At 74.5% G+C, this 25,216-nt stretch carries 18 protein-coding genes; 13 read left to right on the top strand and 5 right to left on the bottom strand.

What is annotated here, in order from left to right; all coding sequences use genetic code 11:
- The first annotated feature begins 72 nt into the window (after positions 1-72).
- Positions 73-1,092 carry a LysR family transcriptional regulator gene (locus ACIF6L_RS00655; protein ID WP_359835104.1) on the top strand — a complete coding sequence of 340 codons (1,020 nt, stop codon included), beginning with the start codon at positions 73-75 and terminating at the stop codon, positions 1,090-1,092.
- Between the two features lie 79 nt (positions 1,093-1,171).
- Here ACIF6L_RS00655 and ACIF6L_RS00650 read toward each other — a convergent pair whose 3' ends face one another.
- Positions 1,172-1,498 carry a WhiB family transcriptional regulator gene (locus tag ACIF6L_RS00650; protein WP_329488083.1) on the bottom strand — a complete coding sequence of 109 codons (327 nt, stop codon included), beginning with the start codon at positions 1,496-1,498 and terminating at the stop codon, positions 1,172-1,174.
- A 559-nt stretch (positions 1,499-2,057) separates the two neighbouring features.
- Here ACIF6L_RS00650 and ACIF6L_RS00645 point away from each other — a divergent pair.
- The 4 genes from ACIF6L_RS00645 to ACIF6L_RS00630 all read left to right on the top strand — a co-directional run bounded on the left by ACIF6L_RS00645 (position 2,058) and on the right by ACIF6L_RS00630 (position 7,261).
- On the top strand, positions 2,058-2,669 hold the full coding sequence (locus tag ACIF6L_RS00645) for a response regulator transcription factor (protein WP_014136228.1): 612 nt from the start codon (positions 2,058-2,060) through the stop codon (positions 2,667-2,669).
- Positions 2,670-3,157: 488 nt separating this feature from the next.
- Positions 3,158-3,742, top strand: a complete 585-nt coding sequence (shbA, locus tag ACIF6L_RS00640) for an RNA polymerase sigma factor ShbA (protein ID WP_329492134.1) — start codon at positions 3,158-3,160, stop codon at positions 3,740-3,742.
- A gap of 260 nt (positions 3,743-4,002) precedes the next feature.
- Positions 4,003-5,505: an IMP dehydrogenase gene (gene guaB, locus ACIF6L_RS00635; protein ID WP_359803510.1), complete on the top strand. Its 1,503-nt coding sequence runs from the start codon at positions 4,003-4,005 to the stop codon at positions 5,503-5,505.
- 628 nt (positions 5,506-6,133) lie between these two features.
- On the top strand, positions 6,134-7,261 hold the full coding sequence (locus ACIF6L_RS00630) for a GuaB3 family IMP dehydrogenase-related protein (RefSeq protein WP_329488079.1): 1,128 nt from the start codon (positions 6,134-6,136) through the stop codon (positions 7,259-7,261).
- A gap of 58 nt (positions 7,262-7,319) precedes the next feature.
- Here ACIF6L_RS00630 and ACIF6L_RS00625 read toward each other — a convergent pair whose 3' ends face one another.
- Positions 7,320-7,907 carry a hypothetical protein gene (locus ACIF6L_RS00625; RefSeq protein ID WP_396485608.1) on the bottom strand — a complete coding sequence of 196 codons (588 nt, stop codon included), beginning with the start codon at positions 7,905-7,907 and terminating at the stop codon, positions 7,320-7,322.
- Positions 7,908-8,159: 252 nt separating this feature from the next.
- Between ACIF6L_RS00625 and ACIF6L_RS00620 the strand changes: the two genes are divergently transcribed.
- A complete protein-coding gene (locus ACIF6L_RS00620) occupies positions 8,160-10,097 on the top strand; it encodes a serine/threonine-protein kinase (RefSeq protein WP_396485606.1) in 1,938 nt (645 codons plus the stop codon).
- Positions 10,098-10,142: 45 nt separating this feature from the next.
- Here ACIF6L_RS00620 and ACIF6L_RS00615 read toward each other — a convergent pair whose 3' ends face one another.
- On the bottom strand, positions 10,143-10,679 hold the full coding sequence (locus ACIF6L_RS00615; RefSeq protein WP_396485605.1) for an SHOCT domain-containing protein: 537 nt from the start codon (positions 10,677-10,679) through the stop codon (positions 10,143-10,145).
- 111 nt (positions 10,680-10,790) lie between these two features.
- Between ACIF6L_RS00615 and ACIF6L_RS00610 the strand changes: the two genes are divergently transcribed.
- The 7 genes from ACIF6L_RS00610 to ACIF6L_RS00580 all read left to right on the top strand — a co-directional run bounded on the left by ACIF6L_RS00610 (position 10,791) and on the right by ACIF6L_RS00580 (position 23,328).
- The gene (locus ACIF6L_RS00610) at positions 10,791-11,891 is read left to right on the top strand and encodes a protein kinase (protein ID WP_359803516.1); all 1,101 of its coding nucleotides are present in this window, start codon (positions 10,791-10,793) and stop codon (positions 11,889-11,891) included.
- A 159-nt stretch (positions 11,892-12,050) separates the two neighbouring features.
- The gene (locus ACIF6L_RS00605; RefSeq protein ID WP_396485603.1) at positions 12,051-13,814 is read left to right on the top strand and encodes a protein kinase; all 1,764 of its coding nucleotides are present in this window, start codon (positions 12,051-12,053) and stop codon (positions 13,812-13,814) included.
- Between the two features lie 106 nt (positions 13,815-13,920).
- Entirely contained in the window at positions 13,921-15,564 is a 1,644-nt protein-coding gene (locus ACIF6L_RS00600; protein ID WP_396485601.1) for a succinic semialdehyde dehydrogenase, read from the top strand.
- A 100-nt stretch (positions 15,565-15,664) separates the two neighbouring features.
- Positions 15,665-17,467 (top strand): GMC oxidoreductase, encoded by a 1,803-nt coding sequence (locus ACIF6L_RS00595; protein ID WP_396485599.1) that lies wholly within the window; start codon positions 15,665-15,667, stop codon positions 17,465-17,467.
- A 196-nt stretch (positions 17,468-17,663) separates the two neighbouring features.
- Positions 17,664-19,310, top strand: coding sequence for a hypothetical protein (locus tag ACIF6L_RS00590; protein ID WP_396485597.1), 1,647 nt, complete (start codon positions 17,664-17,666; stop codon positions 19,308-19,310).
- A gap of 1,167 nt (positions 19,311-20,477) precedes the next feature.
- Positions 20,478-22,073: a glutamine-hydrolyzing GMP synthase gene (gene guaA / locus ACIF6L_RS00585; RefSeq protein ID WP_359835091.1), complete on the top strand. Its 1,596-nt coding sequence runs from the start codon at positions 20,478-20,480 to the stop codon at positions 22,071-22,073.
- Positions 22,074-22,278: 205 nt separating this feature from the next.
- Positions 22,279-23,328: a Rieske 2Fe-2S domain-containing protein gene (locus tag ACIF6L_RS00580; RefSeq protein WP_329488063.1), complete on the top strand. Its 1,050-nt coding sequence runs from the start codon at positions 22,279-22,281 to the stop codon at positions 23,326-23,328.
- A gap of 29 nt (positions 23,329-23,357) precedes the next feature.
- On the opposite strand, the gene ACIF6L_RS00575 is transcribed toward ACIF6L_RS00580, so the two are convergent.
- Both ACIF6L_RS00575 and ACIF6L_RS00570 read right to left on the bottom strand, forming a co-directional pair.
- On the bottom strand, positions 23,358-23,579 hold the full coding sequence (locus tag ACIF6L_RS00575) for a hypothetical protein (RefSeq protein WP_329488061.1): 222 nt from the start codon (positions 23,577-23,579) through the stop codon (positions 23,358-23,360).
- Positions 23,576-25,012: a PspC domain-containing protein gene (locus ACIF6L_RS00570; protein WP_396485594.1), complete on the bottom strand. Its 1,437-nt coding sequence runs from the start codon at positions 25,010-25,012 to the stop codon at positions 23,576-23,578. The genes ACIF6L_RS00575 and ACIF6L_RS00570 overlap by 4 nt, the downstream gene beginning before the upstream one ends.
- Between the last annotated feature and the right edge of the window lie 204 nt (positions 25,013-25,216).

Below are 25,216 nucleotides of genomic sequence, written 5' to 3'. Positions count from 1 at the left end.
CGTGTGGGGCGTTTGACTCTTCAACTATCAGTTGAATTTTGCATAAAGCAAAGATTGCCTTATAACTGAGGCATGATCGAGGCCCGCCACCTGCGCGTTCTGCGTGCCGTCGCCCGCACCGGCTCCTTCTCCGCCGCCGCCCGTGAGCTGGGCTGTACGCAGCCCGCCATCAGCCAGCAGATGAAGGCCCTGGAGAAGTCCGTCGACACCCCGCTGGTGGTCCGTTCGGGGCGCGGCATGCAGCTGAGCGAGGCCGGGCGGGTGCTCCTCAAGCATGCCACCGGCATCCTGGCCGGGCTCTCCGCCGCCGAGGAGGAGGTCGCGGCGATCGCCGGACTGCGGGCCGGGCGGGTGCGGCTGGTCTCCTTCCCCACCGCGAGTTCCACCCTGGTGCCGCCGGCCGTCGCCCGGCTGCGGGACAGCCATCCGGGGGTGCGCGTGTCGCTGGTCGAGGCCGAACCGCCGGAGTCGCTGGCGATGCTGCGCGGCGGCGAGTGCGAGATCGCGCTGGCCTTCAGGTATCCGCAGGCCCCCGGCGGCGCGCCGACGCCCCTTCCGGCGTCCGCTCCCGGGCACGGCACGCCGCGCGAGGCGCGGGCCGAGGCCAATCTGGAGGCCCAGCAGCTCAGCGCCACCACCGACTGGTCCGATCTGGTGGTCACCCCGCTGCTCGACGACCCGATGGTCGGCCTGCTGCCCGCCGCGCACCCGCTGTCGGGGCGCGGCGACGGGCGCGGGCCGGTGGAACTCGCCGAACTGGCGGGGGAGCAGTGGATCGCGGGCTGCCCGCAGTGCCGGGGGCACCTGGTGGAACTCTGCGCGGGGGCGGGCTTCGAGCCCCGGATCGACTTCGCGACCGACGACTACCCGGCGGTGGTCGGCCTGGTGGCGGCCGGGCTCGGGGTGGCGGTGCTGCCGGGGTTGGCGCTGGAGTCGGTGCGCCCCGACGGCGTGTCGGCGGTGCCGGTGCGGACCGCCTCGGGGGCGCCGGCGGTGCGGCAGGTGGTCGCCCTGACCCTGCCGGACCTCGCCGAGGTGCCGGCGGTGGCGCTGATGCTGGAGCGGCTGGCGGGCGCGGCGGCCGGGCGCTGACCGGGCGTTCGCCCGGGCGCACCGGCGGCTCGAAGCGCCATGAAGAAACGTTTCTTCATGGCGCGGAGCGGATGCGTGCCTAGCGCGGCAGCCCCGTCGGCGCGACCAGCGGTACTTCCACGAGGCGGTTGCGCGAGCGGCCCATCATCTCCTCGCGCTCATCCTCGGTCAGGCCTCCCCAGACGCCGTACGGCTCGCGGACAGCCAGTGCGTGCGCCGCGCATTCGGTGCGTACCGGGCAGCGCATGCAGACCTCCTTGGCGCTCGCCTCACGCGAACTCCGCGCGGCGCCGCGCTCCCCTTCGGGGTGGAAGAAGAGCGAGCTGTCCACGCCGCGGCAGGCCGCGGAGAGCTGCCAGTCCCAGAGATCGGCGTTGGGGCCGGGGAGGCGGGAGAAATCTGCCATGGCTCATTCCCTTCAGAGGCTCGCGGCCGCGGACCGGCCATCGGCGGGCGGGGCTGCACGGCACGGCGAGGCATCGATGCGCTGGTGTGGACACCTGGAAATATGACTTACGGCAACTCCATGGACAAGTCACCCACAGAGTGGCACAACAGTCAATGACCATACAAAAGCTATAAAAGCGGGCAAAGTGGGCATGGAGTTCGGCGGGCGCAGACGTGGCAATCGGGTGGCCGACGGGCGCGCGACGATCCGTACCGGTGTGCGGGTGGTGCGCCCACCGCGCGCGAGCTGCACAAAAGAGCGGCGTGTGCACCGCGAGGTAGCTGATCGGTAACGGGTTGGCCACGTACAGTGGTGGAGATGGCCCTGAAAGCCGTAACTCATTCGAGTGACGGTCGTTGGAAGTGCGGAGGCGGTTAGCGGGCGCCGGACGTCGGGAACGATCGCGGGGAAGTTCAGGCGATCGGCACGGAGTCCGTCGCCAATCGGCCGTGTCGGAGAGATTCGTACCAGCCAGGAGGCTCAACGTGACGCGGATCAGCTGCGGAGGACGACGGTCATGACTTCCGTTCTCGTTTGCGACGATTCCCCGCTCGCCCGCGAGGCGCTTCGCCGCGCGGTCGCGACCGTACCCGGCGTCGACCGGGTCACCACCGCGACGAACGGGGAGGAGGTCCTCCGCCGCTGGGTGGCCGACCGCTCCGATCTCGTTCTGATGGATGTCCGGATGCCCGGCCTCGGCGGGGTCGAGACGGTCCGGCGGCTGCTGTCCGCCGACCCGGGCGCGCGGATCATCATGCTCACCGTCGCCGAGGACCTCGACGGCGTCGCCCTCGCGGTGGCCGCCGGTGCCCGCGGGTACCTGCACAAGGACGCCTCGCGCGCCGAGCTGCGGGCGACCGTCACCCAGGCCCTCGCCGACCCGACCTGGCGGCTCGCCCCGCGCCGGCTGCGCAGCCCCGACATGGGCGCCGCGCCGACGCTGACGGCGCGTGAGATCCAGGTGCTGGAGGGCATGAGCCACGGCCGCAGCAACGCCGAGATCGGCCGCGAGCTCTTCCTCTCCGAGGACACCGTGAAGACCCACGCCCGACGGCTGTTCAAGAAGCTCGGCGCCTCGGACCGCGCGCACGCGGTGGCCCTGGGCTTCCGGTGGGGCCTGGTCCGCTGACCACCGCCGGCTCCGCCGGCTGCGGCGCGCTCGTCGCGGTTCCCCCCGCAGGGGCGTGTGACGTTACGGTCCCGAGGTTGCACCATGGAGGTGTGGAGCACCTCGGGGACCAGCGGACAGGCACTGCGGCGAACCACGGAGCCGCAGCGCATTCGGCGGACGGCGCGACGGACGGGACCACCGACGGCAGCGGGGCGGGGGGTGGCACGGTGCAGGAGGGGCCGGTGGTGCGCGACGGCGCGGTGCCCGGCGTCGCACCGCATAACGTTCCGGTGCACAACTCCGGACGCGGTGCCGCGTTTTCCCGTTCGACCAGGCACCATGGACCGATGCGTGACGACGTTGCCGGTACTCCCGGCGAGGCTGACCCGGTGGAGGCCGAGCCCTCCGGTCCGGGCCGCGGTCCGTCGTACGCGGATCTCGGTGGCGGCGAGCCCGACCAGGGCCCCGAACACGGCCCCGACGACATCGGCCCCGGCCGCCCCCCGGTGCTCGGCACCGGCAGCTCCCCGTTGGTCGGCGAGCTGGTCGCGGCCGCCGTCCGGGGCGAGGGCCCGGCGATCGACGCGCTGCTCGCCTACGTCCACCCGCTGGCACTGCGCTACTGCCGCGGCCGGCTGGTCCGGCTGCCGGGCGGGGCCCGGCACCACGTGGACGACGTCGCCCAGGAGGTCTGCGTCGCGGTGCTCTGCGCACTGCCGCGCTACCGGGACCAGGGCCGCCCGTTCGAGGCCTTCGTCTACGGCATCGCCGCGCACAAGATCGCCGATCTGCAGCGGGCCGCGATGCGCGGCCCCGGCTCGACGGTCGTCCCGCAGGACGACCTGCCGGAGGTGCCGGACGAGGCGCTCGGCCCCGAGGAGCGGGCGCTGCTCAGCAGCGACGCGGCCTGGGCCAAGGAGCTGCTCTCCAACCTGCCGGCCCGTCAGCGTGAGCTGGTGCTGCTGCGGGTGGCCGCCGGGCTGTCGGCGGAGGAGACCGGCGAGATGCTCGGGATGTCGCCCGGCGCGGTCCGGGTCGCCCAGCACCGGGCGCTCAGCCGGCTGCGGGCGCTCGCGGAGGAGTCCTCCTGATCGTCCGCCCTGGTGGGGGGCCGGAATGGCCCATGGGCGGTCGGTGTTGTCAAGGGCACACGAGGACACATTCGCGGTGCCAGTACCATGGGGTATCGGCGCCTGGGCGGGTCGCCAAAGTTCCGTGGGTGCGAGCGGGGTTTCCCTGGAGGTTCCTCCAATGGCACCGAGCTTTCGGCGGCCTGAGCGAGTGAGCGATGGAGTGCGCCCCCACCCTCAGGGCGCGAGCGGATTAGGCCGGCCACGGAAGGTACCCCCAAATGTCCTACAACGCCGCAGGCGTACCCGAGAAGTTCGCGATGCTCGGGCTCACGTACGACGACGTGCTGCTGCTGCCCGGGGCCTCCGAGGTGCTGCCGAACCAGGTCGACACCTCCTCGCGGGTCTCCCGGAACGTGCGCGTCAACATCCCGCTGCTGTCCGCGGCGATGGACAAGGTCACCGAGGCGCGGATGGCGATCGCGATGGCCCGGCAGGGCGGCGTCGGCGTCCTGCACCGCAACCTCTCGGTCGAGGACCAGGCCAACCAGGTCGACCTGGTGAAGCGCTCCGAGTCCGGCATGGTCACCGACCCGATCACGGTCGGCCCGGAGACCACCCTGGCCGAGGCGGACGCGCTCTGTGCCAAGTTCCGGATCAGCGGCGTGCCGATCGCGGACGGGTCGGGCCGGCTCCTCGGCATCGTCACCAACCGTGACATGGCCTTCGAGTCGGACCGCACCCGCCAGGTCCGCGAGATCATGACCCCGATGCCGCTGATCACCGGCAAGGTCGGCATCTCCGGTGAGGACGCGATCGGGCTGCTGCGCCGGCACAAGATCGAGAAGCTCCCGCTGGTCGACGACGAGGGCCGGATCAAGGGCCTGATCACCGTCAAGGACTTCGTCAAGGCCGAGAAGTACCCGAACGCCGCCAAGGACGCCGAGGGCCGGCTGCTCGTCGGTGCCGCCGTCGGCGCCAGCGCCGAGGCGTTCGACCGGGCCCAGGCCCTGGTCGAGGCCGGCGCGGACTTCCTGGTCGTGGACACCTCGCACGGCCACAGCCACAACGCGCTGGCCTGGATCGCCAAGATCAAGGCCGCCGTCGGCATCGACGTGGTCGGCGGCAACGTCGCCACCCGTGACGGCGCCCAGGCGCTGATCGACGCCGGCGTGGACGGCGTCAAGGTCGGCGTCGGCCCCGGCTCCATCTGCACCACCCGCGTGGTCGCCGGCATCGGCGTCCCGCAGGTCACCGCCATCTACGAGGCCGCGGTCGCGTGCCAGGCGGCCGGCGTGCCGGTGATCGGTGACGGCGGCCTGCAGTACTCCGGCGACATCGGTAAGGCGCTCGCCGCCGGTGCCGACACCGTGATGCTGGGCTCGCTGCTGGCCGGCTGCGAGGAGTCCCCGGGCGAGCTGCTGTTCATCAACGGCAAGCAGTTCAAGTCCTACCGCGGCATGGGCTCGCTGGGCGCCATGCAGTCCCGCGGCCAGGGCCGCTCGTACTCCAAGGACCGCTACTTCCAGGCCGAGGTGGCCTCCGACGACAAGCTCGTCCCCGAGGGCATCGAGGGCCAGGTGCCCTACCGCGGGCCGCTGTCCGCGGTGCTGCACCAGCTGGTCGGCGGCCTGCGCCAGACCATGGGCTACGTCGGTGCGGCCACCATCGCCGAGATGGAGAGCAAGGGCCGGTTCGTCCGGATCACCTCGGCGGGCCTCAAGGAGAGCCACCCGCACGACATCCAGATGACCGTCGAGGCGCCGAACTACACCAGCCGCTGACACAGCCCGACACCGAGGGACCCACCGCCACCCGGCGGTGGGTCCCTCGTGCTTGGCCGGGGTGCGGACCGGTGCCGTAGGGGAGGAAGCGAGGACGACCCGACCCGCGGAGCCAGATCGGGGCCCGCGCCGAGCCGAAGGGGCGCGGACCGGTGCTGCCCAACTGAGGCCCGGCCGACCCGGCCCGCGTCGAGCCGAAGGGGCCGGACCGGTGCTGCCTGCCCGAGCCCTCGCGGACCCGACCCCTCCCGAGCCGAAGGGGCGCGGACCAGTGCTGCTTGCCCGAGCCCGGCCGACCCGACCCGCGCCGAGCCGAAGGGGCGCGCCGGTGCCGAAAGGGAGGAGCGAGGACGACCCGGCCCGCCCCGAGCCGAAGGGGCGCGCCGGTGCCGAAAGGGAGGAGCGAGGACGACCGAGGTACGAGGGCGTTGGAGTGACGAGTGTCGGCGCCGGGTCGAGCGCCCCGGAGGCGAGCGGGCGAAGATGCGGGGGGCGTTGGAGTGACGAGTGTCGGCGCCGGGTCGAGCGCCCCGGAGGCGAGCGCGCGACCAACACAGTGTGCGGGATACTGGGGGCGGCCGGGGTGACCCGGCGGGTATGAGCAACAAACCAGAAGGGCTCGAACGAAGTGACTGAGATCGAGATCGGGCGAGGCAAGCGCGGCCGCCGGGCGTACGCATTCGACGACATCGCCGTCGTCCCCAGCCGCCGCACCCGGGACCCGAAGGAGGTCTCGATCGCCTGGCAGATCGATGCCTACCGCTTCGACCTGCCGTTCCTGGCCGCCCCGATGGACAGCGTGGTCTCCCCGCAGCAGGCCATCGCGATCGGCCGCCTCGGCGGTCTGGGCGTGCTCAACCTGGAAGGCCTCTGGACCCGCTACGAGGACCCGCAGCCGCTGCTGGACGAGATCGCCACGTTCACCGACGAGGCCGCCGCCACCCGCCGCCTGCAGGAGATCTACGCCGCGCCGATCCAGGCCGACCTGATCAAGCAGCGGATCCAGGAGGTCCGCGACTCCGGCGTGGTCACCGCCGCCGCGCTCTCCCCGCAGCGCACCGCCGAGTTCTCGAAGGCCGTCGTGGACGCCGGTGTCGACGTCTTCGTCATCCGCGGCACCACCGTCTCCGCGGAGCACGTCTCCAGCGGCGCCGAGCCGCTGAACCTCAAGCAGTTCATCTACGAGCTGGACGTTCCGGTCATCGTCGGCGGCTGCGCCACCTACACGGCCGCGCTGCACCTGATGCGCACCGGTGCGGCCGGCGTGCTGGTCGGCTTCGGCGGCGGCGCCGCCCACACCACCCGTGGCGTCCTCGGCATCCAGGTGCCGATGGCCACCGCCGTCGCCGACGTCGCGGCCGCCCGCCGCGACTACATGGACGAGTCCGGCGGCCGCTACGTGCACGTGATCGCGGACGGTGGGGTCGGCTACAGCGGCGACATTCCCAAGGCCGTCGCCTGCGGCGCCGACGCGGTGATGATCGGCGCGGCGCTGGCCCGCGCCACGGACGCCCCGGGCAAGGGCTTCCACTGGGGCATGGAGGCCGTCCACGAGGAGCTGCCGCGCGGCAAGCGGGTCAACCTCGGCACGGTCGGCACCACCGAGGAGATCCTCACCGGTCCGTCGCACACCCCCGACGGCACCATGAACCTGTTCGGCGCGCTGCGCCGCGCGATGGCCACCACCGGCTACACGGAGCTCAAGGAGTTCCAGCGGGTCGAGGTGACGGTCAACCCGGCGCTCAACCACCGCTGAGCCGCCCCGCTGTGCGGGAGGCCCCCGCCGGACGCGTTCCGGCGGGGGCCTCCCGCGTTCAGTCCCGGGCGGCCGCGCGGCGGGTGAGCAGGAAGCCGCCGATCAGCGCGATGCCGTAGAAGACGGCGTCCAGCGGGTGGCGGTCGGCGCGCCAGTGGGCGAGGGCGTCCCGGAGCAGCGCGTCGTATGCACCGGTCGGCTCGGGCAGCCGGCGGGCCTCGCCGATCAGTTGGCCGAGGAAGAGCGCGCCGGCGGCGAGCAGCGCGCCCAGCGGGGGCAGGGCGTGGCCGCGGCCGCCGAGCCGGCCGAGCGGCAGGGCGACGGCGGCGGCCGGGGCGATGGCCAGCCAGCCGACGGTGCTCGCCGCCCGCGCCGGGGCGAGACCGTAGGCCAGCGCGCCGGCCAGCATCGCGGCGACGGCGAGGGCGATCGCGACGGTGGTGCGGCCGCCCCGGCGGCCCCGGCGCCGCCGGCCCTGGGGGGCCGGCTCGGGCGCGGGGGCGGGGTGGTAACCGGCCACCGGGGCCCCGGGCATGCCCGGGGCGACATAGCCCTCGGGGGTCTCCGGTTCCGGTGCGACGGAGTAATGCGTGGCCGTACGCGGCCGGTCCGACCGGCCGTCAGTGCCCGGTGCGGGTGCGGTCATGGGCGTCGAATCCCCCCGGGAAAGACGGTGAGCTGCCGAACGCTAGCAGCGCCCGGGGGCGGCCGGACAGAGTTTTCGATCACAGATCGGGCACGGAGCGCCGGGGCCGTTCCGGTCCGTCACCAGGCTGGCCGGGGGCCGGGTGGTCGCGGGCCCTCGGGACAGGGGATGATGGAGGCTTGGCGTTCGGGCCCGCGCCGGGCCGACGCGCCGTCACCTCGACCGCCAGCAGCACATGGGGGAACGTTCCGAATGACCCAGGCGCAGGGCTCCACCGGCCGCCTCCTGGCCGGACGCTACCGGCTGGACGCGGTGCTCGGGCGCGGCGGCATGGGCACCGTGTGGCGTGCCGAGGACGAGATGCTGGGCCGGATCGTCGCGGTCAAGGAACTGCGGATGAACGGCAGCGTCGACGAGGACGAGAAGCACCGGCTGATCGTCCGGACGCTGCGCGAGGCCAAGGCCACCGCCCGGATCCGGCACAGCTCGGCCGTCACCGTCTTCGACGTCGTCGAGGAGGACGACCGGCCGTGGATCGTCATGGAGCTGGTGGAGTCCCGCTCGCTGGCGGACGTGATCAAGGAGGACGGCCCGCTGTCGCCCGGTCGGGCCGCCGAGATCGCGCTGGACGTGCTGGGGGTGCTCGTCGCCGCGCACGCGCACGGCATCCTGCACCGTGACGTGAAGCCGTCCAACGTGCTGATCGGCGAGGACGGCCGGGTGGTGCTCACCGACTTCGGCATCGCCAGCGTGGAGGGCGACGCCTCGGTGACCTCGACCGGCATGCTGGTCGGCGCGCCCTCGTACATATCCCCGGAGCGGGCCCGCGGGCAGAAGCCCGGGCCGCCGGCCGACCTCTGGTCGCTGGGCGGCACGCTGTACGCGATGGTCGAGGGCCGGCCGCCGTACGACCGGGGTTCGGCGCTCGCCACCCTGACGGCGGTGATGACGGAGGAGCTCGGCACGCCGTTCAACGCCGGGCCGCTGCGGCCGGTCATCGAGGGGCTGCTGGCGAAGGACCCCGCCGAGCGGCTGGACGCCTCGCAGACCCGCTCGCTGCTCAAGCGGGTGGTGGCCGACGCGACCACCCGGGCGGAGTCGACCACCGAGCACGCGATGCCGGTGAAGCCGGCCGCCGGGGAGCCCGCGGCCGACGAAGCCGGGGGAGGCGACTCCGAGGGCGGCGCCACGGCGAAGCCGACGGGCGGGGAGACCTCCCGGCGCACGATCGGCGGGCTGCTCGGCACCGTCCGGGTGGGCAGCCGGGCCAAGGACGCCGAGCCCGCCGAGGACACCGCGAAGCCCGCCGCCGGGGCCGCCGCCGCGCCCGCGGCGGAGCCGATCCGGCCGGTGACCAGCGAGTGGACCCTCGGGGCGACCCAGGCCGCCGGCGCCGATCCGCGCAAGGGCCGGCGGCGGCTCGCCGTGGTGACCGTCGTGGTGGTGCTGCTGCTGATCGCCGGGGCGGTGGCGATGGTCCGGGCCTTCGGCGACGCCGACGGCGGCGCGGCCAACGGCGCGGGCGCCACCTCCCCGGCCGCCGTGACCGGCTCCTCGGCACCCGACACTCCGGCGGCCGCCACCGCGGGGCCCGGCAGCGCCGCGCCCGGTACCCCGGCGCCGGGGGCACCGGCCGCGACGACCCCGGCCGGGAGCGGGGCGGCTCCGGCCGAGACCACTCCGGCCGCCGTGCCCGCGACCCAGCCCGCCGCCGTGCCGCCCGCCCCGGCGGCTCCCGGCGCGGCGGTACCCGCCGGGTACCACGAGTACAAGGATCCGACCGGCTTCTCGATCGTCCTGCCGGACTGGCTGCAGCCCGCCGGCTCGGAGTCCATCCGCCGGGTCTTCAAGGGCAACGGCAGCACCCTGAAGATCGAGTGGACCACCACCCCGGGCCCGAGCGCGGTCGCCGACTGGCAGGAGTCCGAGCCGGGGCTGCGCGCCCAGGTCAGCAACTACCAGCGGGTGCAGCTGCAGGCCATCACCTACCGGGACTGGGCCAACTCCGCCGACTGGGAGTGGACCAACGGCACGCCCAGGATGCACTCGCTCAACCGGGGCTTCGTGACCGGCACTCCGGCCAAGTACGGGTACTCGATCTACTGGATCACCCCGGACGCGGACTGGGGCACGCCGGCGAGCGTGCAGGCCCGTCAGGTCGCCTTCGACACCTTCCAGCCCGCACCGTAGGCGGCTCCGCCGGCCGGGCCCGGCCTCGGGCCCGGCCGGCGGTGGTCAGCCGATCAGGCGCTGCTTGGCGCGGCTGAACTCCTCGTCGGTGAGCGCCCCCGCGGTGTGCAGGGCGGTCAGCCGCTCCAACTGGTCCAGCAGCTCGGTGCCGGAGGCGGCCGGGGCGCCGGCGGGTGCGGCCGGGGCCTTCGCCGCGGCCTCGCGGACCAGCCGGGCGGTGGCCCGGATCTGCTCGGCGAACACCTCGGCCTTGACCACGTCCTCGAAGCGGTGCGAGCCGGTGAGCGCGACCACCAGCAGCACCTCGCCGTTGAGCCTGCTCCGGCTGACGGTCGCGTCCGTCACCGCGGAGAGCGGAACCGGGACCGGCGGCTTGCCGTCCTTCAGGAAGAGCAGCCGCTGGGTGGTGAGGACCAGTACGCCCTTGCGGAAGTGGTCGGGGTGGCGCCCGGCCGTGGAGGCGACCGGCTTCTCGTCGGGCACGACGTTCGCCTCGACGGTGCGCAGGGCCTCGGCCCGGTTGTCACGGTTGCTGTTGCCGGCCACGTCGAAGGCCGCGTCGATCAGATCGGTCCAGTCCATGGAACGAGCGTAATGCGGTCGTCGACGCGGCCCCGTTGGGCCGGTCGCCGCGCACCCGGCGAGGTTCGGCCGGTCAGGGCCTAGGCTGGGCGGTGAGCGAGAGGAACACCCATGCGAGCGGGTCCGGGTCAGGTACTGGCGGGGCGTTACCGACTGACGGACCGTCCGGAGGCGCTGCGGGCACTCGCGGTGGACGAGCGGACGGGAGCCACCGTCCTGCTGCGCGCGCTGGAGCTTCCCGCGCTGCTGACGAGCGGTCACGACCCGGACGATCCGGACGGCCCGATGCCCGAGCAGAGCGAGCGGCTGGTCCGCCGGGTGGCCGAGGTCGGTTCGGCGGCGCCCGTGCACCCGAGGCTGCTGCAGGGCGTCGGCGCGTTCGTCGACGGTGAGCTGCTCCGGACGGTCGAGGAGTGGCCGGCCGGGGTGCTGCTGGCCGACCTGGCCGCCGCCGGACCGGTCGCGCCGTACCGGGCGGCCGAGTTGGCGGCGGACCTGGCCGGCGCGCTGCGGGCGCTGCACGAGGCCGGGCTCACGCACGGCAACCTGACCGCCGAGTCCGTCCTGGTCTGCGAGGACGGTGCGGCCCTGCTGGGCGGGCTGCTCCCGGGGGTGGCCGAGGAGGCGCTGGCGGAGGAGCTGGGCGGGCCCGGCGGCCGCCGCCGGTACGAGGTCCGGGCCACCCTGGTCGGTGCGGTGGCGGAGCGCTGGCCGCTGGACGGCGGCCCGGCCGGGGACTGCTGGGCGCTCGGCGTGCTGCTGCACCGGCTGGTGACGGGCCGCTCGCCGTACCCCGACCAGGGGGTGCCCGAGTTGGTGACCGCGGTGCGCGACGGCCGGCGGGAGCCGTCGACGGTCTGCGGGCCGCTGGCGCCACTGGTCGAGCGGCTGCTGCAGCCCGATCCGGCGCTGCGGCCGGGGGCGGAGGGGATCCGGCGGGAGCTGGCGGACCTGCTGGCGGGCGCCCCGGAGCCGGTCGACGAGGAGCGCGCGGCCCGGGCGCTCGAACTCCGGCCGGAGGGGCCGCTGGTACCGCTGAACCCGCGTCGGCGCGGCCGCGGCGCCCCGCGCCCGGAGGCGGCGCCCGACGCCGGTCCGCCGCCCGCCCGGAAGCCGTTGCTGCCACCCGCCCTGCTGGGCCCGGTCCTGGTCGGCGGGGTGTTCCTGCTGCTGGTGCTCGGGGTGGCCGCCGTGGTGATGTTCGCAGGCTGACGGTGCCCGCCGGGCCGCCCCCGTCCCTCCTGCGGCCGGGGGAGGTTACCGGGGGCCGGGCGGTGCGCCTAGGGTGTGCCGTGAGAGCTGTTCGAAATGTGGTCTGTACCGGGCCCTCCGTCGCGGTGACGGCAGGTGGAGGAGGGGGAGCGGTCGCCGATGGGCGTGCAGGACCGGCCGGGGACGGCCGAGGGTGAGCGGCTGCTGGCCGGGCGCTACGAGCTGGGTGACCGGCTCGGCCGGGGCGGCATGGGCACGGTCTGGCGGGCCTGGGACCGGATGCTGGACCGCGAGGTCGCGGTCAAGGAGCTGACCGTCAGCCACCTCCCCGAGGAGGAACTGCAGATCCTGAACGCCCGGATGAAGCGCGAGGCCAGCGCCGCCGCCCGGATCAAGCACCCCGGCGTGATCACCGTCCACGACGTGCTGGAGCAGGACGGCAAGCCGTGGATCGTGATGGAGCTGGTCGACGGCCGCTCACTGGCCGATGTGATCAGCCAGGACGGCACCCTCTCGCCGCGCGCCGCCGCCGAGGTCGGCGGCCAGGTGCTGGCCGCGCTGCACCGCGGGCACCAGCTGGGCGTGCTGCACCGGGACGTGAAGCCGGCCAACGTGCTGCTGGAGCGCGGCACCGGGCGGGTGGTGCTGCTGGACTTCGGCATCGCGACCTTCGAGGGCTCGACCGAGCTGACCCGGCCGGGCGACCTGGTCGGCTCGCCGGACTACCTCGCGCCGGAGCGCGCCCAGGGCGAGCGGCCGGGCCCGGCCTCCGACCTGTGGGGCCTCGGGGCGACGCTGTACGCGGCCGTGGAGGGCGACTCGCCGTTTCGCCGGACCTCGCCGCTGACCACGCTGGCCGCGGTGGTCGGCGAGCCGCTGCCGGAGCCGCGGCGGGCCGGGGCGCTGGGGCCGGTGCTGGCCGCGCTGATGGCCAAGGACCCGGCCGAGCGGCCGAGCGCGGACGAGGCGGCCCGGATGCTGGCCGAGGTGAAGGCCGGGCACACCATGGGCTTCAAGCCCGTCGCGCCGGTCAAGACGCCCACCCAGTCGGTGCCGGTGGTCGACCGCACCGACGCGCCGGCCGGGCCGGTCCCGGCCGTCGACTCCGAGGGGCCGACCACGCCGCAGCCGCCGGTACACGCCGCGGGGGACGCCGAGCGGCCGGGTACGGGGCCGCTGGGGCCCGCCGGACCGGCCGTGCTGTCCGGGGCGCACGCCGCCACGCCCATGTCGGGAGCGCACGCCGCCACGCCCACGCCGGGAGCGCACTCCGTTTCGCCCGCGCGTGGCCCGGCCAGGCGCCGGGCCGTGCTGCGGGTCGTCGCGATCGCCCTGACCGTCGCGGTGGCGGCCGCCGGGGCGACCTTCCTCGCGACCCGTGACCGGGGAGCCCCGGAGCCCGGTCCCTCCCCGACCGCCACCGGCTCCGGGACGCCGCAGCCCACCGCGTCCGGCGACACCGATCCCCCGCCCACCGGCTACCGCTGGGTGGACGACCCGGCGGGCTTCCGGTTCCCGCTGCCGGTGGCCACCCCGGCCTGGCAGCGCAGCACCGACACCGCGAACCAGATCTTCTACAGCCCGGACAACAAGACCCACTACCTCCAGTTCGCCGTCACCGTCGGCCAGTCGGTCAAGCCGCTGGAGCACCTGCGGCAGATGGAGACCACGGTCTCGAAGCTGAAGGAGTACCGCCAGCACAAGCTGACCAGCGTCCTGGTGAACGGCCACGACGCGGCGGTCTGGGAGTTCAGCTACGCGGCCAAGGAGGGCGGCCGGCGGCGGGCGATAGAGGCGGAGTTCATCGACCGCGACGGGACGGGCTACGCCATCTACCTCTCCAGCCCGGACACGGACAAGGACTGGCCGGAGGGGGAGCAGCGGTTCAACGCGGTGCTCAAGGACTTCACGCCCACCCGCTGAGCCGTCGCCCCACCGGGTCGGCGGGCTCCCGGCCGCACCTCGGCGCGCCGACATTCTTGTTACCGACGGGTACCGAACCGGCCGCCGAGCGCCTAGGCTGCGCCCCATGACGGACCTCACAGCAGATGCCACGGTCTCCGAGCAGCCCGGCGCCGGCGCCGCGGCCCGCAACCCCGCCGCCCCCGGCGGCGGCCGTACCGTCGCCGCGGCCGTTCCGCCCTCCCTGGTCACCCGCCTCGCCGCCGGGGTCACCGCGGCGGGCGAGCCGGACCTGGTGGAGACCGTCGCCCCGCTGACCGGTGAGCCGCTGGCCGCCCTGCCGCGCTCGACCCCGGCCGACGTCGAGGTCGCCTACGAGCTGGCCCGGCGCGCCCAGCCGGTCTGGGCCGCGCTGCCGGTCCGCCGCCGCGCCGCCGTCCTGCTGCGCTTCCACGACCTGCTGCTCAAGCGCCAGGACGAGGTCCTGGACCTCATCCAGGCGGAGACCGGCAAGGCCCGGCTGCACGCCTTCGAGGAGGTGCTGGCCGTCGCCATGGCGGCCCGGCACTACGGGCGCGCCGCGCACGGGTACCTGCGCGACAAGCGGCACGGCGGGGCGCTGCCGGTGCTCACCCGGGCGGTCGAGGCCCGCCGCGCCAAGGGCGTGATCGGGCACATCTCGCCCTGGAACTACCCGCTGGAGCTGTCCATCGGCGACGCGCTGCCCGCCTTCGTGGCGGGCAACGCGGTGGTCAACAAGCCGGACACGCAGACCGCGCTGACCGCGCTCTGGGCCCGCGAGCTGCTGATCGAGGCCGGGCTGCCGGCCGACCTCTGGCAGATCGTGATCGGTGACGGCCCGGTGGTCGGGCCGGCCGTCGTCGAGCACGCCGACTACGTCTCGTTCACCGGCTCCACCCGTACCGGCCGCGAGGTCGCCCAGCGCGCCGCCGCCCGGCTGGTCGGCGCCTCGCTCGAACTCGGCGGCAAGAACGCCATGCTGGTGCTCGCCGACGCCGACCTCGACCGGGCCGCCGAGGGCGCCGTCCGGGCCTGCTTCTCCTCCGCCGGCCAGCTCTGCATCTCGATCGAGCGGCTGCTGGTGCACCGCTCGGTGGCCGACGCGTTCCTGGCGAAGTTCGCCGCGCGCACCCGTGCGCTGCGGCTGGGCGGCGGCCTCGCCTACGGCGCGGACATGGGGTCGTTGGTCTCGGTGCGACAGCTGGACGCCACCACCCGGCACGTGGAGGAGGCGGTCAAGGCCGGTGCCACGGTGGTGGCCGGCGGCCGCGCCCGGCCGGACCTCGGCCCGTTCTTCCACGAGCCGACCATCCTGGACGGGGTCACCCCGGAGATGGCGGTCTGCTCCGAGGAGACCTTCGGCCCGGTGGTCTCGGTGTACCGCTTCGACACCGAGGACGAGGCGGTGGCCATCGCCAACTCCACGCCGTACGGGCTCAACTCCAGCGTCTGGACGAAGGACGGCCGGCGCGGCCGGGCGATCGCGGCGCGGCTGCGTACCGGCACGGTCAACGTCAACGAGGGCTACGCGGCGGCGTACGGCTCGGTCGGCTCGCCGATGGGCGGGATGGGCGAGTCCGGGCTCGGCCGGCGGCACGGTGCCGAGGGCATCCTGCGGTTCACCGAGGCGCAGACCATCGCCAGCCAGCGGGTGATGCCGCTCGCGCCCGCCTTCGGCCTGGACGACCGGCAGTTCGCCGCGGTGTTCACCGGCGGGCTGCGGGTCCTGAAGGCGCTGCGGTTCAAGTAGTCCCCTCCGGTCCGGCCCGAGGGCCGGACCGACCGGCGGAGCCGCCCGGCCCGGGCGCCCGGCCCCGAAGTCCGTTCGTATCCCGAAGGAGCAGTGGCACATGGTGGCGTCCCGCGACGAGGCGGACTTCGACTACGACGTGGTCGTGATCGGCTCGGGCTTCGGTGGTTCGGTCTCCGCGCTGCGGCTGACCGAGAAGGGCTACCGGGTCGCCGTCCTGGAGGCCGGGCGGCGCTTCGAGCGCGACGAACTGCCCCGGAACTCCTGGGACCTCGCCAAGTACCTGTGGGCGCCCAGGCTCGGCCTGTACGGCATCCAGCGGATCCACCTGCTGGCCAATGTGATGATCCTGGCGGGCGCCGGGGTCGGCGGCGGCTCGCTGAACTACGCGAACACCCTGTACGTGCCGCCGAAGGCGTTCTTCGAGGACCGCCAGTGGCGCCACATCACGGACTGGCAGGAGGAGTTGGCGCCGTTCTACGACCAGGCGCAGCGGATGCTCGGGGTCCGGCTCAACCCGACCGTCACCCCGTCCGACGTCCATCTGAAGGCGGCCGCCGAGAAGATGGGCGTCGGGGACACCTTCCACCTGGCGCCGGTCGGGGTCTTCTTCGGCGACGGGAAGGACTCCGACGGCGCGGTCGGGGCGGCGCCCGGCGAGGAGGTGGCCGATCCGTACTTCGGCGGGGCCGGCCCGGCCCGGCGGGCCTGCGTGGAGTGCGGCGAGTGCATGACCGGGTGCCGGCACGGGGCCAAGAACATGCTCACCGAGAACTACCTGTACCTGGCCGAGCGCGGTGGCGCCGAGATCCACCCGCTCACCACGGTGGCCCGGATCCGCGAGCACGGCGAGGGCTTCGCGGTGGACGTCCGCCGGACCGACGCCCGCTCCACGACCGACCGGGTCAAGGCGGGCGCGCGGACGATCACCGCCGCCCGGGTGGTGGTCGCGGCCGGCACCTACGGCACCCAGTCGCTGCTGCACCGGATGCGCGACGGCGGCCACCTGCCGCGGCTCTCCGCCCGGCTCGGCGAGCTGACCCGGACGAACTCCGAGGCGCTGGTCGGCGCGCAGACGACCGACCGGCGCTACGGCAGCCGGGCGGACTTCACCAAGGGCGTCGCGATCACCTCCTCGATCCACCCGGACGCGAACACCCACATCGAGCCGGTGCGCTACGGCAAGGGCTCCAACGCGATGGGCGCGCTGTCCGTCATGCAGGTCAAGGGCGGCGGGAAGGGCCCCCGCTGGCTGCGCTACCTGGGCACGGCGGCCCGCCACCCGGTGACCTTCGCGCGGTCGATGAACCAGCACCGCTGGTCGGAGAAGACCATCATCGGCCTGGTGATGCAGTCGCTGGACAACTCGATCACCGTCTCGCTGAAGACCAAGGGCCTCGGCAAGGGCCAGCTGACCTCCACCCAGGGCCACGGCGCGCCCAACCCGAGCTGGATCCCGGCGGCCGAGCAGGGCGCCCAGGCGCTGGCCGCCGAGATCAACGGGTTCGCGGGCAGCACCGTCGGCGAGATCTTCGACATCCCGATGACCGCCCACTTCCTCGGCGGCTGCCCGATCGGCGACTCCGCCGAGACCGGCGTGGTCGACCCGTACCACCGGCTCCACGGCCACCCCGGGATCAGCGTGGTGGACGGTTCCGCGGTCTCCGCCAACCTCGGGGTGAACCCCTCGCTGACGATCACCGCGCAGGCCGAGCGGGCCATGTCGATGTGGCCCAACAAGGGCGAGGCGGACGGCCGCCCGGCTCCGGGCGAGGCCTACCGGCGGGTCGCGGCGGTGGCGCCGGTGCGTCCGGCCGTGCCGGCCGAGGCCTTCGGTGCGCTGCGACTGCCGCTGCTCGCCGTTCCGGTGGTGCCCAAGAAGCGCGACCCGGAAGCCTCCTGACGCTCCGCCGGTCCGATTGGCAGCCGTGGCCGGTGCCGGTTGACAGCCGTCCGGGCACGATGGGATAAACGGGCTCCCTGGGGGGACCAGGGAGCAACCGTTCACGGGGGGTTCGGGGTCCATGGCCATCTGCGCATCGTGCGGCGCGGCTTCGGGGGAGGGGGCGCTCGGCTGTGCCTCGTGCGGGCGGCCGCTGATGCCGCCGCCCCCGCCGCCGCCCGCCCCGCCCGCGGCACCGCCCGCCGGGTTCACGCCTCCGCCGCCCGCCGCACCACCGGCCCCGCCCGCCTTCGCGCCGCCGGCGGTTGGCAGTTGGGGCACCGGCCGGCCCTACGACCCGGCCGCCGCGCGCCCGGCCGTCCTGCGGGGGCTGACCGGCGCGGACTGGCGGCCGGCGTTCAAGGTGATGATCGCGCCGACCGCGGTGCTGTTCCTGGCGGCGCTGATCGCGGCGGTCCCGGACGACTACACCTTCTTCTACCTGTTCCGGGCGCCGTCCTTCGGCGAGCGCTTCGGTGGTGCGCTGGCCCTCGCGCTGGCCGCCCTCGGCGCGCCGTTCGAGTTGGGCTTCACCGGCGGGGGCCGGTACGGGGACGGTGGCGGCGAGGCGCTCGTCCGGGCGGTGCCGATGACGGTCACCGCGCTCTGGCTGCTCGCGCTCTGGATCGGTCTGCGGACCGCCGCGCGCCGTCGCCAGGCCGGTACCGGTGAGCAGTGGACCAGCCGGCAGGCGGCCGCCGAGGCGCTGCGGACCGCGGTGGCCGCGGCGGTGGTGATCCTGCTGATCGGCCTGGTCGCCGGCGCCGACTGGCACCCGGGGACCTCCGACGGCCGGTTCGACGTGGACGACTACGCCGGCTCGTTGGGCGGGGTGACGTACTCGGCCGACTCCGGCTGGCTCCAGGCGGTCGGCTGGACGGCGCTGCTGGCCGGGCTGGTGGCGTTCGCCGTCCACGGGACGGACGCGCTGCGCTGGGCGGCCTGGCGCAACCGGGCGGTACGCGGCTGGGCGGTGGCAGCGCTGGCGGCGGGCCGGGCGCTGACGATGACGATCGGCCTCGCCTCGCTGGTCGGCTTCGTGCTGATCGCGGTCCAGGGCGAGGGCGGCGAGGCCGGCGCCTCGCTGGCCGTGCTGCCGAACGTCGGTCTGCTGCTGCTCGGCCTGGGGTCGGCGGCGACGCTGGAGGTGGGCAGCGGCGGGAGCCCCTCCACCGCGGACCCGGACGGGGAGTCCGGCCCGCGTGACAACGGCGAGTTCTCCTTCTTCGACCTGCACGGGGAGAGCGCCGACTGGCGGTGGACCGGCCTGCTCGCGCTGGCCGCGGTGGCCTTCCTCGGGTGGACGGCGTACCGGCGGCGGCTGGACGCGGCCGACCGGCTCCGGCTGGCGGTGGTGTACGCGGCGGGGCTCAGCCTGCTGATGGCGATCGCCGGCGCGGTGGTCTCGACGAGTTCCACCACGACGTACTCCGGGCGGCAGCGGGAGTTCGGCGCCGAGTACGCGGTGGGGCTGGCCTTCGCCACCGTGCTGGCGGTCAATGTGATCTGGGCGGCGGTCGGCGCGCTGGCGGTGCCGCCCCTGCTGGCGGCCACGGGCGGCGGCCGGGCCCAGGCGGTGCCCGGCGCGGCGCCGCAGGACGCGCCGTACCAGGGGGCGCCCGCTCCGGCCCGCGCGCCGCAGGAGGCGGTGATCGCGCCGGAAGCCGATCTGCGGCCGGGGGTGAGCGAGGTGATCGGCTCGCACGAGGAGCCGCCGGCGACGCCGTCCGGCGGGGTGCCGCCCGCGCGGTCGCCGGGCGAGGACGAGCCGGTCGACCCGAGCGTCTGGCGCAAGCAGCAGTAGCGGTCGAGGGGGCGCGTGGCCAGCAGCCGCGCGCCCCTCACGCATCCGTGCGGCTCGGCCGACCGCCGCCGGAACGCGCTCGCGGGCGGGCAACGGTGGCGTGGTCGGCAGCGGCGGCGCGGCCGGAGCGGTGCGCGGGGTGCGGAACCGGGCGCACCGCCCCCGAACAGGGCAAAGGGCCCCGCGGGGGAACGGGGCCCTTTGTCGCTCAGCACTCGGCGTCAGGGCTGCGCCGGTGCTGGGGGTGACGGCGCCGGGGGAGGAGCGCCGTCGCGTCGAATGGCTTCTGGGTGGTGCCGGCGCGGCACCGGCATGAGGTGGGCCGGTCGCGCAGGGCGGGTACGCACGCGGCGGGGCGGGCCGGCGCGCATGCCTGCACCGGACGCTCGCTCACGGAGCGTGAGGTGATAATCGTTGCCATCGCGGGTCTCGGAGGCATCGGGACGGCACTCCGCGGGGGGCCTTCGGCTGCCGGGAGAACCTCTTCCAAGCAGCATCGTGCTGGACGAAGGGCTTGCTCTGCAACCGATTCGGCATGATTCGGCACAGTCCATTTTCGTCCCGGCCGGGGCGCGGCGGCCGTTCGGACCGGCTCGGCGGTCCGCCGGAGGGCACGAGGCGGGCGCTGTCGATGATCACCGTGCGTAGTGGTGGTGCTGCAGCGCACAGGGAAGCGCACGGTGGCGCGGGGACGGTGAACGGTGCGCGCCCGAGGCGCGCCGGGGTGCGGCGGCCGGTACCCGGGCGTCCCCGGGGCCGGCCGCCCCACCTCCTTGGGTGTCCAGTCACGGCCGGGGTCGCTGTCCCCTGCTGGCCGGCCGCTGCACCCGCGCGCGGTCCCACGGCGCAGCGCTCCCGGCAGGGCCGGGACAGCGGCTGCGCCACGCGCGCCGGTGGACTGGGATGAGCTCCACGCGTGGTCCTGCTAGTCCGCACGGCGGCGCCCCTGCCGGGGCGGAGGCGGCGCACCTGGCGGGCGCGGCGCGGTCGTGCGTTCGTCAGATGCAACGAAGCGGCCGCCCGGCCGGTCACGGTCTCCTGGACGTGCAGACGAGTGAAACCGGCCAGCCCGGTAGACTCGTGTCCAGACCCCCGCCCGTCGCCGCCGCCGTCCCTCCGGGGGCGTGCTCCGCGACACCTCTAGATACCGCTGCCGGAAGGCCGTCCGTGTCCTCTGCTATTCCCGACCAGTCCGCGCCTGAGACCGACACCGTCCTGGTCGTCGACTTCGGTGCCCAGTACGCCCAGCTCATCGCCCGTCGGGTGCGTGAGGCCCGGGTCTACAGCGAGATCGTGCCGAGCAGCATGCCGGTCGCGGAGATGCTCGCCAGGAACCCGAAGGCGATCATCCTCTCCGGCGGTCCCTCGTCGGTCTACGAGCAGGGCGCGCCGCAGCTCGACCGCGCGATCTTCGAGGCCGGGGTGCCGGTCTTCGGCATGTGCTACGGCTTCCAGCTGATGGCCAAGACGCTCGGCGGCACCGTCGACAACAGCGGTGCGCGTGAGTACGGCCGCACCCCGCTGACGGTCTCCCGCACCGGCTCGACCCTGTTCGAGGGCGTCCCGGCGCAGCACTCGGTGTGGATGTCGCACGGCGACGCCTGCTCCGCCGCGCCCGAGGGCTTCACCGTCACCGCCTCCACCGGGGTGGTCCCGGTCGCGGCCTTCGAGAACGACGAGGCCCGCCTCTACGGCGTGCAGTACCACCCCGAGGTGCTGCACTCCGACCACGGCCAGCAGATCCTGGAGCACTTCCTCTACCGCGGCGCCGGCATCGCGCCGACCTGGACCACCGGCAACGTGGTCGACGAGCAGGTCGCGCTGATCCGCGCCCAGGTCGGCGACAAGCGCGCCATCTGCGGCCTCTCCGGCGGCGTGGACTCCGCGGTCGCGGCCGCCCTGGTCAACAAGGCCATCGGCACCAAGCTGACCTGCGTCTACGTCGACCACGGCCTGATGCGCAAGGGCGAGACCGAGCAGGTCGAGAAGGACTTCGTCGCGGCCACCGGTGTGCAGCTGAAGGTCGTCGACGCGCAGGAGCGCTTCCTGAACGCGCTGAAGGGCGTCAGCGACCCGGAGGAGAAGCGCAAGATCATCGGCCGGGAGTTCATCCGGGTCTTCGAGCAGGCCCAGGCCGAGATCGTGGCCGAGGCCGGCGAGCACGGCGAGTCCGTGGACTTCCTGGTCCAGGGCACCCTGTACCCGGACGTGGTGGAGTCCGGCGGCGGTACCGGCACCGCCAACATCAAGTCCCACCACAACGTCGGCGGCCTGCCCGAGGACCTGCAGTTCCAGCTGGTCGAGCCGCTGCGCAAGCTCTTCAAGGACGAGGTCCGGATGGTCGGCCAGGAGCTCGGCCTGCCGGAGGAGATCGTTCAGCGCCAGCCGTTCCCGGGCCCCGGCCTGGGCATCCGGATCGTCGGCGAGGTCACCAAGGAGCGCCTGGACCTGCTCCGCGAGGCCGACGCGATCGCCCGCGAGGAGCTGACCGCGGCCGGCCTGGACCGCGAGATCTGGCAGTGCCCGGTGGTGCTGCTCGCGGACGTCCGCAGCGTCGGCGTCCAGGGCGACGGCCGGACGTACGGCCACCCGATCGTGCTGCGCCCGGTCTCCTCCGAGGACGCCATGACGGCGGACTGGTCGCGCCTGCCGTACGACGTGCTGGCGAAGATCTCCACCCGGATCACCAACGAGGTCGCCGATGTGAACCGCGTGGTGCTGGACTGCACCAGCAAGCCGCCGGGCACCATCGAGTGGGAGTAGGCACTCCCCGCCGGCCCTGAACCGGCATTGAACGGCCGCGCCGTCGTTCCCGTACACAAGGGAGCGACGGCGCGGCCGTTCGCGGTGGCGGACCGGGGCACCGGGCGCCCGCCGGGTGGGATCTCCCACCGAAAGCGCTCACGAGCGTGCAGAATGCGGACCGGACCTGTCAGGTGATGGCGGGCCGTGAAGGAAGGTGTGAGGGATGTCGGAGGCCAGCAGCTCCGTGGCGACCAGCAGCTCCACGGCGGCGGGCGACTCCACGGTGACCGGCGCGGTGGCGGCGGGCGGCGGCAGGGCCGGGCGACTGGCCCAGCGCAAGGCGGCCGCCTCCCGGTACGCGCTGCTGCCGCTGCGGATCTTCCTGGGCGTCACCTTCGTCTACGCGGCGCTGGACAAGCTCGCCGACTCGCACTACCTGGCCGGCGCGGGCGACCCGGCGTCGTTCGTCTCGCAGACCCAGGCGGCCAAGGGCTCCAGCCCGATCTCGTTCCTGCTCGGAGCCGCGCTCGACGCGCCGACCCTGTTCGCGCTCGCCGTCGCCTTCGGCGAGCTGGCGGTCGGCCTCGGCACCCTGCTCGGCCTCTGGGGCCGGGTCGCGGCGCTCGGCGGCGCGCTGATCAACCTGAGCCTCTGGCTGACCGTCAGCTGGAACGTCTCGCCGTACTACCTCGGCAACGACCTGGCCTACCTGATGGCCTGGACCCCGCTGGTGCTGGCCGGCACCCCGTACCTCTCGCTGGACGGCTACCTGGCCCGGCGGGCCGCCCGGGACCGCGAGCGCGGGCTGCGCGAGCAGCACGTCCGGCGGCGGGCCCTGATGGACGGTGGGATCGCGGCCGTCGCGATCGGCGGCGCCGGGCTGCTCACCGGCTCGCTGACCGCCACCTTCGGCCGGGACAAGAAGGCCGTCGGCCCCTCGGCCGCGCCGGCGCCCGCCGGACCGCCCGTCTCGGTGGACGCCGCGAGCGTCCCGGTCGGCGGCTCGGCCCAGGTCAAGGACCCGGCCACCGGTGACGCGGTCTACATCGTCCAGCCCAAGGCCGGCCAGTACTGCGGGCTCTCCTCGATCTGCACGCACTCCGGCTGCGCGGTCGACGCGCCGAAGAACGGCCAGTTCTACTGCCCGTGCCACGGCTCCCGGTTCGACGCGGCCACCGGCGCGGTGGTCAACGGCCCGGCCACCAAGCCGCTGCCCCGGTACGGGGTCACCAAGGACGGCGACAAGCTGAACCTCGGGCCGCTGCAGAGCTGAGCTGCGCGGCCCCCGCCGGGGCGCGCCCGTCAGGGCGCGTCCTGGTCCCGCGGCTCCGGACGGCCGCGCCGCACCGCCGCCGCGACCGCCCCGGCCAGCCCGCCGACGCCGAGCACGATGAAGGTCACCGGGATGACGATCCGGCCGTTCACGGAGACGTCGTTGATCGCCGCCACCAGGTAGAGCACCGCGATCACGGTGAACAGGCCTCCCGCGATCAGCGAGAACAGGTCGAGCTGGTGCTTCCTCACGACTGGACCACCTTGATGTCGCCGAGCCCGACCCTCAGCGAGAGGACGAGCGTGCCCTTGGATGCCTGACCGTTCACCGGGTGCAGTTGGAAGCCGCGGGAGCTGTTGCCGCTGACCTCGTCCGACCCGGGCACCTTGACGTTGCCCAGCCCGACCTTGGTGTCCAGGCTCACCGTCACGTCCGGCGGCACCACCACGGTGAGCTGCCCCGCGCCGAGGTCGACGGTGCTGTGCAGGGTGGCACCGGCCGGGTCCAGCCCGCTGAGGTCCAGCCGGCCGTTGCCGAGTCCGAGCGTGTACCGGTCGTCCAGGTCACCCGCCGAGGCGACCGTCCAGTCGCGGTCGCCGACGGCGTTCCGGACCGAGAACGACGAGCCGTGGGTGAACGCCAGCGCCAGGGTGAGCAGCAGGCCCGGGACGACCAGCCGGCGGGCCCGGCCGAACTTGGCGCCCACCAGCAGGGTCAGCCCGACCACCAGCAGCGCGGTGGCCAGTACCGTGCCGGTCACCACCTCGGCGCCGCCGTGGGCGGAGGCCGACCAGACCGCGCTGGCCGCGCCGACCGCCAGGAGCAGCCCGATCAGGCCGAGCGGCGAGCGCTCGTGCCGGCGGTGCACCACCACCGGCCGCGGCGGCGCCGGGGCGGCCGGACCGCCCTTGCGCAGCGGGTCGCCCTCGGGCAGGTCGGGGCGCTGCCACCAGGGCTGCGCGGGGCCGCCGGGAGGAGGCGTGGCGGTTGCGCCGTACGGGTTGCGTTCGGGGTGGCGGGGGTCCCACAGGTAGCCGCTCGGGCCCGCGTGCGGGGTGTCGGCCGGCACCGTGCCGGATGCCCGCTCCCGGGCGTGCCGCTCGCGGGCCCGCTCGCCCTCGTCGGTGCGCGGCCAGGAGTGGTCGGCGGCCGGCTCGGCCTCCGGGAACCACCGGTCGTACGGGCCGTGCCGCCGGTCCCGGCCGCGCCGGCGCCCGCGCGGCCGGCCGTGGCGCCGCTCCGGGTCGTAGCGGACCGCCAGGAAGACCAGGGCCCCGAGCAGCAGCAGCGGGAACATGGTGTCCCCGTCGCCCATCGAGGCGAAGAAGACGCCGGTGCCGATCACGGTCAGCAGCACCGCGCCGATCGACTGGCCGTCCACCCGGCCGGTGAGCACCCGCTGGAGCTCGGTGCGGCCGCCCTTGCTGCCGCCCCGGCCGTCCGGGACCGGCTCGGTCGGGATGATCAGCCAGGCCAGCCCGTACAGGAAGAGCCCGAGGCCGCCGGAGAGGCAGAGCACGACCGTCACCACCCGGAAGACCACCGGGTCGATGTCCAGGTGCCGGCCCAGGCCGCCGCAGACCCCGGCCACCACGCGGTGGTGCTCGGTGCGGTTCAGCGGCGGGCGGTCGGGTGCCGGCGGGGCGCTCGTCCCGGTCTCCTGGATGCGGTGGTCCTCGGTCATGCCCACCATCCTGGTGGCTCCGGCGGCGCCGCCCAACCGGTGCGAGCCCTGTCCGTACCCTGACTTGTCCCTGAGAGGGATGGGGGCTCCACCCTGATGCGCCCGGGCCCGCGTGCGTGGAACCATCGGTGCCGTGGCAGCACCCGGTACCGATCCCCGCCCCCTCGTCCCCGACCCCGCGTCGGCGGCCGTCGCCGACCCGGC

It is taken from the genome of Kitasatospora sp. NPDC086009, from assembly GCF_044540385.1.
In the GTDB taxonomy this organism is placed as follows: Bacteria; Actinomycetota; Actinomycetes; order Streptomycetales; family Streptomycetaceae; genus Kitasatospora.
The sequence above is the reverse complement of the archived record's forward strand: the minus strand, read 5'-3'. Positions and strand labels throughout refer to the sequence as shown.

Coding starts and splice junctions, on each gene's coding strand:
- ACIF6L_RS00655 (WP_359835104.1), top strand. CDS start 73: ATGATCGAGGCCCGCCACCTGCGCGTTCTGCGTGCCGTCGCCCGCACC.
- ACIF6L_RS00650 (WP_329488083.1), bottom strand. CDS start 1,498: ATGGCAGATTTCTCCCGCCTCCCCGGCCCCAACGCCGATCTCTGGGAC.
- ACIF6L_RS00645 (WP_014136228.1), top strand. CDS start 2,058: ATGACTTCCGTTCTCGTTTGCGACGATTCCCCGCTCGCCCGCGAGGCG.
- guaB (WP_359803510.1), top strand. CDS start 4,003: ATGTCCTACAACGCCGCAGGCGTACCCGAGAAGTTCGCGATGCTCGGG.
- ACIF6L_RS00625 (WP_396485608.1), bottom strand. CDS start 7,907: ATGACCGCACCCGCACCGGGCACTGACGGCCGGTCGGACCGGCCGCGT.
- ACIF6L_RS00620 (WP_396485606.1), top strand. CDS start 8,160: ATGACCCAGGCGCAGGGCTCCACCGGCCGCCTCCTGGCCGGACGCTAC.
- ACIF6L_RS00615 (WP_396485605.1), bottom strand. CDS start 10,679: ATGGACTGGACCGATCTGATCGACGCGGCCTTCGACGTGGCCGGCAAC.
- ACIF6L_RS00610 (WP_359803516.1), top strand. CDS start 10,791: ATGCGAGCGGGTCCGGGTCAGGTACTGGCGGGGCGTTACCGACTGACG.
- ACIF6L_RS00605 (WP_396485603.1), top strand. CDS start 12,051: ATGGGCGTGCAGGACCGGCCGGGGACGGCCGAGGGTGAGCGGCTGCTG.
- ACIF6L_RS00600 (WP_396485601.1), top strand. CDS start 13,921: ATGACGGACCTCACAGCAGATGCCACGGTCTCCGAGCAGCCCGGCGCC.
- ACIF6L_RS00595 (WP_396485599.1), top strand. CDS start 15,665: ATGGTGGCGTCCCGCGACGAGGCGGACTTCGACTACGACGTGGTCGTG.
- ACIF6L_RS00590 (WP_396485597.1), top strand. CDS start 17,664: ATGCCGCCGCCCCCGCCGCCGCCCGCCCCGCCCGCGGCACCGCCCGCC.
- ACIF6L_RS00580 (WP_329488063.1), top strand. CDS start 22,279: ATGTCGGAGGCCAGCAGCTCCGTGGCGACCAGCAGCTCCACGGCGGCG.
- ACIF6L_RS00570 (WP_396485594.1), bottom strand. CDS start 25,012: ATGACCGAGGACCACCGCATCCAGGAGACCGGGACGAGCGCCCCGCCG.